The sequence below is a fragment of the Planomonospora corallina genome (assembly GCF_042650625.1).
Classification (GTDB): domain Bacteria; phylum Actinomycetota; class Actinomycetes; order Streptosporangiales; family Streptosporangiaceae; genus Planomonospora_B; species Planomonospora_B corallina.
Map to the genome: position 1 here is coordinate 38,024 of NZ_JBHSBM010000021.1, position 12,225 is coordinate 50,248.

The window sequence follows — 12,225 nt, forward strand, 5'->3', positions numbered from 1 at the left end:
GCGGCCCGCCTTGACCTCCTCGCGGCGCTGGGCGACCAGCTCGCTGAGCGCGTCCAGCCGCTTCAGCAGCGCGTCGAGGTCGCCGACCGCGTGCGCGTCGGTGACGGACTCGCGGATCTTGGCGATGGACGCCTCGGCCTGGGCGGGAGCCAGGTCGGTGCCGCGCACCCGCTGCTCCAGCAGCGTGACCTGACCGGCCAGCTCGTCGAACTTGCGCCGGAAGTAGGCCAGGGCCTCCTCCGGCTCGCCGGCCTTCCAGGACCCGACGGCCCGCTCTCCCTCAGCCGTACGCACGTAGACGGTGCCGTCGTCGTCTACCCGGCCCCACGGGTCGGTGCTCACCGTGTCCTCCCGCACTTTCGTCAGCCCTTCCGGAGCCCTCGGCCCCGGATGTGTTCGGTTGTATTACGTCAGCCCTTGGCGGATATTGTCACGTCTTTGATCTCGACTGTCTTCTTGGGGGCTCCGGTTCCGTCGCCCCCGTCGCCGATGACGCCGGCCTTGTTCACCTCGTCGACGATCTCCAGACCCTTGGTAACCGTACCGAACGGCGTGTAGTTCGGGTTCGCGGTGAGGCTGGAGGCGTCGCCGTAGACGATGAAGAACTGGCTGCCGTTGGTGTCCGGGCCGCTGTTGGCCATGGCCACCACGCCGCGGGTGTACTTGGCGCCGGCGAGGTTCTCGTCCACGAAGCGGTAGCCGGGACCGCCCTGGCCGTCGGTCGCGCCCTCGCCGTCGGCCTTGGCCAGCGGGTCGCCGCACTGCAGGATCGGGAACCGGTCGGAGCCCAGGCGGTGGCACTTGGAGCCGTCGAAGTAGTCCTTGCCCGCCAGGTGGGCGAAGGAGTTGACCGTGCAGGGAGTCTTCGCCGGGTCGAGCTTGATGACGATGTCGCCGAGGTTGGTCTTCAGGGTCATCGTCTCCGGCGAGGTGTCGACCTTGGCCGGCGGCATGCCGACGTCCTTGACCTGGCCCTCGGTGGCGGCCGCGTAGCCGCAGGTGCCGCTGGCGGGGTCGAAGGCCGTGGGCTGGCCGGTGGTGGCGGGGGCGTCGTCCCCCCCGCCGAGCAGGACCGTCGCGGCGATCACGGCTCCCACGACCACGACCGTCGCCACGCCGCTGCCGATGATCGTCATCCGCTTGGCCCTGGCCTCGCGCTCCGTGCGCCGCTGGATCTGCCGCTCGTAGTGCTCGCGCGCCAACTGCTTCTGGCGGTCCTTGCCGCTCACAGCTCAGCCCTCCCGGGAGCCTGAAGTATCGATATCGAGGTGGGCGAATCGTATCGGCCGGAGGGTCATGGTTCGCAGCCCGCAGACCCTCACCGGTACCCTTCGGTTACATTCCCATCCGCATTCTTGACGAGACAGCTGAGGCAGATGCTGATCGCCGGCTTCCCCGCAGGGTCCTTCCAGACCAACTGCTACGTCGTCGCTCCCGCCGCGGGCGAGGAGTGCGTGATCGTCGATCCGGGGCAGAACGCCGTCGGCGACCTGGACGACGTGCTGCGCGAGCATCGGCTCAAGCCGGTCGCGGTGCTGGTCACGCACGGCCACATCGACCACATGTGGTCGGTCGCCCCGGTCTGCGGAGCCCGGGACGTCCCGGCGTGGATCCACCCGGAGGACCGGGATCTGCTCTCCGACCCGGGCAAGGGGCTGTCGCTGATGGCGCGGCAGCAGCTGTTCGGCGGGCTGACCTTCACCGAGCCCGACGACGTGCGCGAGCTCGCCGACGGCGAGGTGCTCCGCCTCGCGGGCATGGAGCTGGTGGTCGACCACACGCCGGGCCATACCAGGGGGTCGGTGACGTTCAGGCTGCCCCGCACGGACGAGATCCCGGACGTGATGTTCTCGGGCGACCTGCTGTTCGCCGGCTCCATCGGCCGCACCGACCTGCCGGGCGGCGACTACCCGACCATCCTGCGCAGCCTGGCCGGCACGTGCCTGCCGCTGCCGGACGACACGGTGGTCCTGCCCGGCCACGGACCACAGACCACGATCGGCACCGAGCGCGCCACCAACCCGTACCTCGCGGAGGCCGCCCCGTTCGCCGGTCCCACCAGGGGAATCTAGACACCATGACCTTCCAGGCGCCCAAGGGCACCTTCGACTGGCTCCCGCCGCGCTCCGAGCGCGTCCTCGCCGTGCGCGAGACGCTCGTCGCCCCGGTCCGCCGCGCGGGCTACGGCTACGTCGAGACGCCGACCTTCGAGGACACCGCGCTGTTCGTCCGCGGTGTCGGGGAGTCGACCGACGTCGTCTCCAAGGAGATGTACACCTTCACCGACAAGGGCGGGCGCTCCATCACGCTCCGCCCGGAGGGTACGGCCCCGGTCATGCGGGCCGTGCTCCAGCACGGACTGCACAACGGGCAGCTGCCGGTCAAGCTCTGGTACTCCGGGAGCCAGTTCCGCTACGAACGCGCGCAGAAGGGCCGCTACCGGCACTTCTCGCAGGTCGGCGCCGAGGCCGTCGGCGCCGAGGACCCGGCGCTGGACGCCGAGCTGATCCTGCTGGCCCACGACGGCTTCGCCGGCCTGGGCCTGACCGGGGTCCGGCTGCTGCTCAACACGCTGGGCTGCAAGGAGTGCCGCCCCGCCTACCGGGCCGCGCTCCAGGACTTCCTGCGCGCCCTCGACCTCGACGAGGCCACCCGGGAGCGCATCGAGATCAACCCGCTGCGCGTGCTGGACGACAAGCGGCCCGAGGTGCGGGCGCAGCTCGCCGGCGCGCCGCTGGTCGTCGACCACCTGTGCCAGGCGTGCAAGGCCTACCACGAGGAGGTCCGCGCCCTGCTGACCGCCTCCGGCATCGCCTACACCGACGACCCCCGGCTGGTCCGGGGGCTCGACTACTACACCCGCACGACCTTCGAGTTCGTCCACGACGGCCTGGGCTCGCAGTCCGCGGTCGGCGGCGGCGGCCGCTACGACGGGCTGAGCGAGATGATCGGCGGCCCGGCGCTGCCGAGCGTCGGCTGGGCGCTCGGCGTGGACCGCACCGTCCTCGCCATGGAGGCCGAGGGACTGCTGGAGAGCGACGAGGCGCGCGGACGCGTCCAGGTGTACGGTGTCCCGCTGGGCGACGCGGCGCGCCGCCGGATGTTCCAGCTCGTCACCGAGCTGCGCCGGGCGGGCCTCGACGCCGACATGTCGTTCGGCGGCAAGGGCGTCAAGGGGGCCATGAAGGGCGCCGACCGGTCCGGGGCGCGCTACGCGCTGATCCTGGGCGAGCGCGACCTCGAGGCGCGGGCCGTGCAGCTGAAGGACCTGACCACCGCAGAGCAGACCGAGGTGCCGTTGGCCGAGGTCGCCGAAATCCTGAAGGGGAAGCTTTCGTGATTCGCACGCACACCGCCGGGTCGCTCCGAAAGGAGCACGCGGGCGAGCAGGTGACGCTGGCCGGATGGGTGGCGCGCCGCCGTGACCACGGCGGCGTGGTCTTCATCGACCTGCGGGACGCCTCCGGCACGGCCCAGGTGGTCTTCCGCGAGGAGGACGACGCGCACGGCCTGCGCGCCGAGTACTGCGTGAAGGTCGTCGGCGAGGTGCGGGTGCGCCCCGCGGGCAACGAGAACCCCGACCTGCCGACCGGCGAGATCGAGGTCGTCGCCGCCGAGGTCGAGGTGCTGAGCGAGTCGGCCCCGCTCCCGTTCCCCATCGAAGGCGCTGCGGGCATCTCCGAAGAAGCCCGGCTCAAGTACCGCTACCTCGACATCCGCCGCCAGCAGGTCGCGCAGGCCATGCGGATCCGCTCCCAGGCCACCTACCTGGCCCACGAGGTGATGAAGGAGCACGGGTTCGTCTACGTCGAGACCCCGACGCTGACCCGCTCCACCCCGGAGGGCGCCCGCGACTTCCTGGTCCCGGTCCGCCTGCAGCCCGGCAGCTGGTACGCCCTGCCGCAGTCGCCGCAGCTGTTCAAGCAGCTGCTGCAGGTCGCCGGCCTGGAGCGCTACTACCAGCTCGCCAAGTGCTACCGCGACGAGGACCTGCGCGCCGACCGGCAGCCGGAGTTCACCCAGATCGACATCGAGATGTCCTTCGTGGACCAGGACGACGTCATCGCCCTGGGCGAGGCGCTGGTCGGCCGGGTCTGGAAGGAGACGCTCGGCTACGAGATCCCGATGCCGCTGCCCCGGATGACCTACGCTGAGGCGATGGCCCGCTACGGTTCCGACAAGCCGGACCTGCGCTTCGGCTGCGAGCTGGTCGAGATGACCTCCTTCTTCGCCGAGACGAGTTTCCGCGTCTTCCAGGCGCCGTACGTCGGCGCCGTGGTCATGCCCGGCGGCGCCTCCCAGACCCGCAAGGAGCTGGACGCCTGGCAGGAGTGGGCCAAGTCGCGCGGCGCCCGGGGCCTGGCCTACGTGCTCGTCGGCGAGGACGGCACGCTCGGCGGCCCGGTCGCCAAGAACCTGTCGGAGACCGAGACCGCGGGGCTGGCCGCCGAGGTGGGCGCCAAGCCCGGCGACGCGATCTTCTTCGCGGCGGGCAAGCCCGCCGAGTCCCGCGACCTGCTCGGCGCGGCCCGCCTGGAGATCGGCCGGCGCTGCGGCCTGATCGACGAGTCGGCGTGGAACTTCCTCTGGGTCGTCGACGCGCCCATGTTCGAGCCGGTCTACGACGACGTCGGCCGCCAGTCCGGCTGGACCGCCGTCCACCACCCGTTCACCGGGCCCAAGCCCGAGTGGGCCGACACCTTCCAGGACAGTCCCGGCGAGGCGCTGGCCTACGCCTACGACATGGTCTGCAACGGCATGGAGATCGGCGGCGGCTCGATCCGTATCCACCGCGCCGAGATGCAGCAGCGTGTCTTCGACGTGCTCGGCATCTCCAAGGAGGAGGCCGAGAGCAAGTTCGGCTTCCTGCTGGAGGCGTTCAAGTACGGCCCGCCGCCGCACGGCGGCATCGCCTACGGCTGGGACCGGATCTGCATGCTGCTCGCGGGCGGCGACTCGATCCGCGACGTCATCGCCTTCCCGAAGACGGCCTCCGGCTTCGACCCGCTGACCGGGGCTCCCACCCCGATCACGGCCGAGCAGCGCAAGGAGGCCGGTGTGGACGCCAAGCCCAAGGAGGCGGAGGCGTCCGGGGCCTGATCGCGTCCCGGCCTGCGGTCCCGCGGGGCCGGCCCTCGCTCGTGACAGGCGCCCCGGTGGGCATCACGCCCGCCGGGGCGCCGCCGTGTCCACGGACGGGTGTCCACCTGGCGGGAAGCCCCGGGGAAGGCCTGGGGAAGGCCGTGGGAAGCCGGACGCCCCGGCGGTGGGCTCCACCGCCGGGGCGTCGCGTGCGCCCGCCTCAGGAGAGCTTGACGTCCTTGATGAGCACCGGGATCTTCGGGGCGTGCGAGCCGCCGTCGCCGGTGACGTCGTCGGGGTTGGTGATCCAGCCGCCCTTGACGATCTTGTCGACGATCTCCATGCCCTTGGAGACGGTGCCGAACGGCGTGTAGGCCGCCCCCGAGTCGAGCTGCGTGGTGTCGTCGGCGTAGGAGATCCAGAACTGGCTGCCGTTCTGGTTGGCCGCGTCGGGGGCCTGGGCCAGGGCGACCGTGCCCCTGCCGTACGACATGCCGCCGAGGTTCTCGTCGTTGAAGACGTAGCCGGAGCTGCCCTGGCCGTCGGTGGAGTTCTTGCCGTCGGCCTTGGCCTTCGGGTCGCCGCACTGCAGCAGGGCCAGGCCGGAGTTCTCCGGGGTGGCCAGGCGGTGGCACTTGGTGCCGTCGTAGAAGTTCTTCTTGGCGAGGAAGGCCATCGAGTTGACGGTGCAGGGGGCCGCCGCGGTCGCCAGGTCGATCACGATGTCACCGTGGTTGGTGGTGATCGTCATCGTCTTCAGGTCCAGGTTCGGTTTCTTGGACGGGTAGCCCACGAACTTGACGGGGATGTCGCTGGTGTCCTTGCGGTACTCGCAGGTGACGGCGCCCGGCTTCAGCGAGGGGGAGGGAGCCGGCGAAGCGCTCTGCGAGGCGCTCTGCGACGGGCTGGGCGAGCTCGTCGCGGCCGCGTTCCGCGTGCCGTCCTCCGCGCCGAGCAGGACCGAGGCGGCGACCACGCCTCCGACCACGACCACCACCGCGGCGCCGGCTCCGATGAAGGTGTTCCGCTTCGCCTTGCTCGCCTGCTCAGCACGCTGGGCCTGCCGCTCCCTGTGCTCCCGCGCCAGCTGGCTCTGGCGGTCTTCGCCGCTCACCGCAATGTCCTCCAGGATCACCGTCTGTGTGACTGTCAACCAACTGTGCGAAAGCGTACCGGCCCCGGCGTGTGCTGAATGTAAGTGGCGCAGGCTTACGGATGGGGCAGAGGGGACGAGCCGGGTGCTCTTTACGCGTTCCAGATCCCCCGCGTGATGGGATTCGTCCCTGGTGACGACATAGCCCGCACGACTGGAGTCCCCCCGTGCTCGACGAGATCCTGGGCCTGCCGGCCCACCCCCTGATCGTCCACGCGACCGTGGTCCTGACGCCGCTGCTGGCGGTGGCGGCGGTGGTCTACGCACTGGCCCCGCGCACGCGCGCCGCGCTGGCCTGGGCGCTGCTGGGCCTGGCCGTGGCGGGACCCGTCGCGGCCCTCGCCGCCCGGCAGAGCGGCGCCGCGCTGAAGGACGCCCGGTTCTCCTCGGCGAGCGGGCGGCTGGGCGAGCGCATCGCCGAGCACGAGGGCTTCGGCACGCCGCTGGCGCTGGCCGCGCTCGTCCTCGGCCTGGCCTCGCTGGGGCTGGTGCACGTCGCCCGGCCCGGCGGGACCGACCGGTACGGCCGGCCGGTCTCCCTGGCGGTGAGCGGCCTGGCCGTGGTGGCGGCCGCGGTGGCGGCCTACTACGTGGCGCGCGCCGGGCACAGTGGCGCCGAGGCCGTCTGGGGAAGCTGATCTCCCGCGGGCGGCGGTACTGTCGGGGGCGTGGAGAGCCTGTTCGATTCGGCGGCCCAGGAGGCCCACCGCGGCCAGGAGCCCCTCGCGGTCCGGATGCGCCCGCGGAGCCTGGACGAGGTGATCGGCCAGCGGCACCTGCTGGGCCAGGGCACGCCGCTGCGCCGGCTCGTCGAGGCCGAGGCGCCGATGTCCCTGTTCCTGTGGGGGCCGCCCGGCACCGGCAAGACCACCCTGGCCTACGTCGTGGCCGGGGTGACCCGGCGCCGGTTCGTCGAGGTGTCCGCGGTCTCGGCCGGGGTCAAGGAGGTCCGCGCGGCCATCGAGCAGGCCCGGCGCGAGCTGGGCATGTCCGGCCGGCAGACCGTGCTCTTCGTCGACGAGGTGCACCGGTTCAACAAGGCCCAGCAGGACGCCCTGCTGCCGGCGGTGGAGAACCGCTGGGTCACCTTCATCGGCGCGACCACGGAGAACCCGTTCTTCTCCGTCATCTCGCCGCTGCTGTCGCGCTCCCTGCTGCTGACCCTGGAGCCCCTGTCCGACGACGACGTCCGCGCGGTGCTGGAGCGGGCGGTCGCCGACCCCCGCGGCCTGGACGGGAAGGTCCGCCTGACGCCCGAGGCGGCCGGCCACCTCGTCCGGCTGGCGGGGGGAGACGCCCGCCGCTCGCTCACCTATCTGGAGGCCGCCGCGCTGATCGCCGACGGTGAGGTCACCGTCGAGGTGGTGGAGCGCGCGGTGGACAAGGCGGCGGTCCGCTACGACCGCCAGGGCGACCAGCACTACGACGTGGTCAGCGCCTTCATCAAGAGCATGCGCGGCTCCGACGCCGACGCCGCCCTGCACTACCTGGCCCGCATGGTCGAGGCGGGGGAGGATCCCCGCTTCATCGCCCGGCGCATTGTGATCTTCGCCTCGGAGGACGTCGGCATGGCCGACCCCACCTGCCTGCAGACCGCGGTGGCCGCGGCCCAGGCGGTGGAGTTCATCGGCCTGCCCGAGGGGCGGATCAACCTCGCCCAGGCGGTCATCCACTGCGCGCTGGCCCCCAAGTCCAACGCGGTGATCACCGCCGTCGACGCGGCCGCGGCCGACGTGCGGCGCGGCGACATCGGACAGGTCCCCGGCCACCTGCGCGACGCCCACTACCCCGGGGCCGCCGGGCTCGGCCACGGCAAGGGCTACAAGTACCCGCACGACTTCGAGCACGGCCTGGTCCGCCAGGACCACCTCCCGGAGCCGCTGCGCGGCCGCCGCTACTACCGGCCCACCCGGCACGGCGCCGAGGCGGGCTTCGCGGACCGCTGGGCCAGGATCCGCGCCTTCCTCCGCGGCGGCCAGGGAGACTAGGCGGGCTCCTCCCCGGCCGTGGGCCCGGTCTCCTCCCCGGCCGCGGAACCGGGCCGCTCCGCCGTCCTGGAGCGGCGGCGCGGGAGCCGTACGGTCAGCAGCCGGGCGCGGGGGGCGACCCGGGCGGCCAGGTCGAACACCGCCTCGGTCCGGGACCGGTCGGCGTCCAGGTGCGTGAACAGGTTGACGCCGAGGTAGAACGTGATCGCGGCGTAGGCCAGCTCGCGGGGCGGCAGGAGCCGGGCCAGGGGCGAGCCGCCGATGACCCGCTCCAGGGTCTGCTCGACGAACTCGATCCACGGCTCGGCCCGCCTGGTGATCTCCGCGCGGAGCTCCGGCTTGGCGATGCCGGCCCCGACGAGCTCGGAGAAGAGCGTGATGTGCCCGCCCTCCAGGTCGGCCCGGTAGATCGCGTTGGCGGCCTCGACGAGCTCCTCCAGCGTGCGCGCGCCGGCCACCGCCTCCCGGTAGGCCGTCATCCGCTGCTCGGACGAGCGGTCCAGCGCGGCCAGCAGCAGCTGGTCGACCCCGCCGAAGTGGTAGAAGACCAGCGCCGAGTTCACTCCCGCCGCCTTGGCGACGGCGCGGGCGCTGGTGCCCGCGTATCCGTCGGCCAGCAGGACCTCCGCCGCGGCCTCGACCAGCCGCCGGCGTGTCTCCTCACCGGTCTGCTTCCCCACCGGGACCCCCTTGCGTCTCGTTTGCGCTAATCATACGGTTTAATCAAGTGATTAAACCGATTGGTGAAGAGGACTCCATGGACGACGACACCGGCCCCCTCCCCGATCCGCGGCACCGGAGCCGGGCGCGGCGGACCCTCGCGGGCCTGCTGCTCGCCCTGTTCGCCGCCTTCCTGCTCTACCGGACGCTGCACGCCGGGCACCTGGAGCAGACCGCCCTGTTCTACGTCGGCGTGCCCGCCGTCATCGCGATCACGGTCGTGCTGCGGGCCCGGCCGCGCAGCGCCACCGGGACGGTCATGGCCGCGATCACCGCCGGGCTCGCCCTCGCCGGACCGCTGCTCGGCGAGGGGATCGTCTGCCTGGTCATGGCGGCCCCGCTGTTCTACCTGGTGGGCCTGGTGATCGGGCTCGTCGCCGACTCCCTGCGCGACCGGGGGACGCACGCGCTCACCACCCCGCTGGTGCTCCTCGCCCTCGCCGCGGGCGGCGCGGAGCTGACGGCCCCGCCCCGCGACACCGAGGTGACCGCCACCCGCCAGGTCGCCGGAGCGGACGTGGAGCGGGCCCTGGCCGGCGTCCCGGAGTTCGGGCCGGTCGGATCGACGTTCCTGAGGCTGGGCTTCCCCCGGCCGGTGCGCTCGGCGGGCGAGGGCCTGGAGGTCGGGGACACCCGGGAGATCACCTTCACCCCGCGCCGCTCCCTGGGCATCGGCGCCGTCCCGGAGGCGCGCGCCATGACCCTGAAGGTCACCGGGCGCGGCCCCGGCCGCGTCGCCTTCGCCGTGGTGCGCGACACCACTCTGGCGCGCTGGATGGACCTGCGCGAGGCCGAGTTCGCCTGGAGCGGCGACCGGCTCACCGTGACGCTGCGCTACCGCCGCACCTTCGACCCCGGCTGGTACTTCGGTCCCCTCCAGCGGTACGCCGCCGGCGAGGCCGCCGGGTACCTCGCCGAGACGTTCGCCAGATGAGTCCCGTGAACCCCGTGAGCCTGGCCGACCCGGTGGACCCTGTGGACCGGATGGACGGCGTGCGGCGCGGGCGGGGAACCGCCCGGAGGGGAGAGGCCGGGTGAACGCCACGGGATACGCGGCGGATCCGGCTCTCGTCCGCGGAGTGGCGATCATGGCGCCGCTGCTGGCCGTCGCGGTCGCGGCCCGGCTCCGCGGCCCGGCGGAGCGCGACATCGCCGCCGCGATCCTCGCCACGGCGTGGAACCTGCTGGCGCTGACCGGAGTGAACCTCCTCGCCGGCGCGACGGGCTGGTGGCGCTTCGCGGCCGAGGGCGCCGTCGTGCACGGCCTCCCGGTGGACCTGCTGCTGGGCTGGGCGCTGCTGTGGGGCGCGGTCCCCGCGCTCGCCACCGCGCGCACGGCCCGTCCCGTCCCGCTGCCCGCCACGGCGGCCGTCCTGGTCTGGCTGGACCTGGCGTTCATGCCGCTGGCGGCCCCCGTCGTCGCCCTGGGCGGCGACTGGCTCACCGGGGAGGCCGTCGCCGTCGCGGCCGGCCTGGTGCCCGGCCTGCTGCTGGCCCGCTGGACCGCCGCCGGCGCCCGGCTCCGGGCCCGGGCCAGCATGCAGGTCGTGCTGGCCGCCGGGCTCGGGCTGGTCCTGCCGGTCGCGCTGACCGGCGTGTGGCGGCAGCCGGAGTGGGCGCTCGGCCTGCTCGCCCAGGTGCTCGCCGTGCCGCTGCTGCTCGGGGTGGCCGCGGTCCGGGAGTTCGCGGCCGCCGGCGGGGGCACGCCGCTGCCGTACGACCCGCCGGAGCGCCTGGTGACCGGTGGGCCCTACGCCTACGTGCGCAACCCGATGCAGGTCTCCATGACGGCGGGCTACCTCGTGCTCGCCCCCTTCGAGCCGGTCTTCCTCGCCGCCGCGGCCGTCGCCTTCACCTACGGCGCGGGGCTGGCGGCCTGGCACGAGGGGGAGCAGCTGACGGGGCGCTTCGGCGCGGAGTGGGAGGAGTACCGCCGCCGGGTGCGGCCCTGGCTGCCGAGGCCGCGCCCGGCCCGGATGCCGGGGCCGGGCGCGGCGGTGTACGTCTCGGCCGTCTGCGGCCAGTGCTCCCAGGTGGGCGCCTGGATCAGGAGGCGCTCCCCGGCGGGGCTCCGGGTGCTGGCGGCCGAGACCCGCTCCGGGACGCGCCGGATCACCTACGAGGCGGCGGACGGCCGCACGGCGGAGGGGGTGGCCGCGCTCGCGCACGCCCTGGTCCACATCCACCTGGGCTGGGCCCTGGTGGGCTGGGCGCTCCTGCTGCCGGGGGTCACCCGGTTCGCGCAGCTGTGCGCCGACGCCTTCGGGGCCGGGCCGCGGGCGGCGGGGGCCGGTGAGGCGCTGAAGGCGGGTGAGGCGCTGAAGGCGGGTGAGATGCCGGGGGCCGGTCGGGCGCAGCGGGAGCCGCACGGCGCTCCGGAGACCGTCCCGGAGGCGGGACCGGACGGGGTGTTTCAGACGGGGGCGCGGGGGTACGCGGCCCCGGACGTGCAGGCAGGACCCGGTCGAGGCGGGAGCACCGCGACATCCGGTGGACCGGCTCCGCATATCCGGAGATAGCCCGCCGCGTGCGGCATGCCGGGGGAACGGGGCGGGACACGGTAGGGTCTTGCCATTCCGGAGCCGGGTGAGACAGGGAGATCTGCGCATGCTTACCGCGGGAGAGGTCGCCGGACTGATCGTGGCCGTGGCGTGGGTGGTCCTGGTCTGCTTTCTGGCCATGGTCCTGCTCAAACTGTCCCGGCTGCTCACCGAGACCACCAAGATGGTCTCCGAGCTGAGCGAGCGGGCCGTGCCGCTGCTGGAGGACGCGGCCGTCACCGTCACCGAGACGAACCGCCAGCTCGTCGCCGTCGAGGCCGTCGTCCGCGACGTCAAGCAGATCAGCGGGCACGTGGCCCGGGTCAGCAACGTGACCCAGGTGCTGGTGACCGGTCCTATGATCAAGGTGGCGGCGCTCGGCCACGGCCTCTACCGGGCCATCGGCGCCCGCGTGCCCGCCGGGTCCCGCTCCCGGCGCCTGACGGCCCGCCAGGTCGAGGCCCGGGCGCTGGAGAGGCGGCCGCGGTGATCCGGCGGCTGTTCTACATGTCGCTGGGCGCGTTCTGCGCGCTGTGGGCGAGGCGTAGGCTGGCCGAGCTGCACCCCGACCACCTGGCGCGGCGCGCGGCGCGGGGCGCCGCGGGCCTGCTGGCGGAGGCCAGGGACGCGGCCGCCGAGGCCCTGGACGACGCGGCCGTGCGGGAAAGCGAGTTGCGGTCCCGGTTCGGCCTCGACAGGCTGGAAGACATCTACAACTACGACGTAAAGGATGGCCGCTGAC

At 73.2% G+C, this 12,225-nt stretch carries 12 protein-coding genes and 1 pseudogene (1 of these 13 running past the window's edge); 9 read left to right on the top strand and 4 right to left on the bottom strand.

Going from position 1 to position 12,225, the window contains the following annotated elements; genetic code table 11:
* Both ACFOWE_RS18920 and ACFOWE_RS18925 read right to left on the bottom strand, forming a co-directional pair.
* Positions 1 to 342: pseudogene (locus ACFOWE_RS18920) on the bottom strand (DUF349 domain-containing protein) (it extends 881 nt beyond the left edge of the window).
* 68 nt (positions 343 to 410) lie between these two features.
* On the bottom strand, positions 411 to 1,229 hold the full coding sequence (locus ACFOWE_RS18925; protein ID WP_377289569.1) for a peptidylprolyl isomerase: 819 nt from the start codon (positions 1,227 to 1,229) through the stop codon (positions 411 to 413).
* 147 nt (positions 1,230 to 1,376) lie between these two features.
* Between ACFOWE_RS18925 and ACFOWE_RS18930 the strand changes: the two genes are divergently transcribed.
* Genes ACFOWE_RS18930 through aspS form a run of 3 tightly spaced genes read left to right on the top strand, consistent with a single transcriptional unit; the run spans position 1,377 to position 5,100 of the window.
* Positions 1,377 to 2,072, top strand: a complete 696-nt coding sequence (locus tag ACFOWE_RS18930) for an MBL fold metallo-hydrolase (protein ID WP_377289641.1) — start codon at positions 1,377 to 1,379, stop codon at positions 2,070 to 2,072.
* 5 nt (positions 2,073 to 2,077) lie between these two features.
* On the top strand, positions 2,078 to 3,340 hold the full coding sequence (gene hisS / locus ACFOWE_RS18935) for a histidine--tRNA ligase (RefSeq protein ID WP_377289571.1): 1,263 nt from the start codon (positions 2,078 to 2,080) through the stop codon (positions 3,338 to 3,340).
* Complete coding sequence (gene aspS, locus ACFOWE_RS18940; RefSeq protein WP_377289573.1) at positions 3,337 to 5,100, top strand: aspartate--tRNA ligase; 1,764 nt, start codon at positions 3,337 to 3,339, stop codon at positions 5,098 to 5,100. The genes hisS and aspS overlap by 4 nt, the downstream gene beginning before the upstream one ends.
* A gap of 202 nt (positions 5,101 to 5,302) precedes the next feature.
* Here aspS and ACFOWE_RS18945 read toward each other — a convergent pair whose 3' ends face one another.
* The gene (locus ACFOWE_RS18945) at positions 5,303 to 6,196 is read right to left on the bottom strand and encodes a peptidylprolyl isomerase (RefSeq protein ID WP_377289575.1); all 894 of its coding nucleotides are present in this window, start codon (positions 6,194 to 6,196) and stop codon (positions 5,303 to 5,305) included.
* Positions 6,197 to 6,402: 206 nt separating this feature from the next.
* Between ACFOWE_RS18945 and ACFOWE_RS18950 the strand changes: the two genes are divergently transcribed.
* Positions 6,403 to 6,873: a DUF2231 domain-containing protein gene (locus tag ACFOWE_RS18950; RefSeq protein WP_377289577.1), complete on the top strand. Its 471-nt coding sequence runs from the start codon at positions 6,403 to 6,405 to the stop codon at positions 6,871 to 6,873.
* 30 nt (positions 6,874 to 6,903) lie between these two features.
* Positions 6,904 to 8,223, top strand: coding sequence for a replication-associated recombination protein A (locus ACFOWE_RS18955; RefSeq protein ID WP_377289579.1), 1,320 nt, complete (start codon positions 6,904 to 6,906; stop codon positions 8,221 to 8,223).
* Here the strand turns inward: ACFOWE_RS18955 and ACFOWE_RS18960 are convergent.
* A complete protein-coding gene (locus tag ACFOWE_RS18960; protein WP_377289581.1) occupies positions 8,220 to 8,903 on the bottom strand; it encodes a TetR/AcrR family transcriptional regulator in 684 nt (227 codons plus the stop codon). The genes ACFOWE_RS18955 and ACFOWE_RS18960 overlap by 4 nt on opposite strands.
* A 77-nt stretch (positions 8,904 to 8,980) precedes the next feature.
* On the opposite strand from ACFOWE_RS18960, the gene ACFOWE_RS18965 reads away from it, so the two are divergent.
* The 4 genes from ACFOWE_RS18965 (at position 8,981) to ACFOWE_RS18980 (ending at position 12,224) form a co-directional block, all read left to right on the top strand.
* Positions 8,981 to 9,877, top strand: a complete 897-nt coding sequence (locus ACFOWE_RS18965; protein ID WP_377289583.1) for a hypothetical protein — start codon at positions 8,981 to 8,983, stop codon at positions 9,875 to 9,877.
* A gap of 100 nt (positions 9,878 to 9,977) precedes the next feature.
* A complete protein-coding gene (locus ACFOWE_RS18970) occupies positions 9,978 to 11,462 on the top strand; it encodes an isoprenylcysteine carboxylmethyltransferase family protein (RefSeq protein ID WP_377289585.1) in 1,485 nt (494 codons plus the stop codon).
* An 88-nt stretch (positions 11,463 to 11,550) separates the two neighbouring features.
* Positions 11,551 to 11,973 carry a DUF948 domain-containing protein gene (locus ACFOWE_RS18975; protein ID WP_377289587.1) on the top strand — a complete coding sequence of 141 codons (423 nt, stop codon included), beginning with the start codon at positions 11,551 to 11,553 and terminating at the stop codon, positions 11,971 to 11,973.
* Complete coding sequence (locus ACFOWE_RS18980; protein WP_377289589.1) at positions 11,970 to 12,224, top strand: hypothetical protein; 255 nt, start codon at positions 11,970 to 11,972, stop codon at positions 12,222 to 12,224. The genes ACFOWE_RS18975 and ACFOWE_RS18980 overlap by 4 nt, the downstream gene beginning before the upstream one ends.
* The last annotated feature ends 1 nt before the right edge of the window (position 12,225 follow it).

Excerpts from the sequence above, each read along its gene's own strand:
- ACFOWE_RS18930 (WP_377289641.1), top strand. The coding sequence starts at position 1,377 with ATGCTGATCGCCGGCTTCCCCGCAGGGTCCTTCCAGACCAACTGCTAC.
- hisS (WP_377289571.1), top strand. The coding sequence starts at position 2,078 with ATGACCTTCCAGGCGCCCAAGGGCACCTTCGACTGGCTCCCGCCGCGC.
- ACFOWE_RS18965 (WP_377289583.1), top strand. The coding sequence starts at position 8,981 with ATGGACGACGACACCGGCCCCCTCCCCGATCCGCGGCACCGGAGCCGG.
- ACFOWE_RS18975 (WP_377289587.1), top strand. The coding sequence starts at position 11,551 with ATGCTTACCGCGGGAGAGGTCGCCGGACTGATCGTGGCCGTGGCGTGG.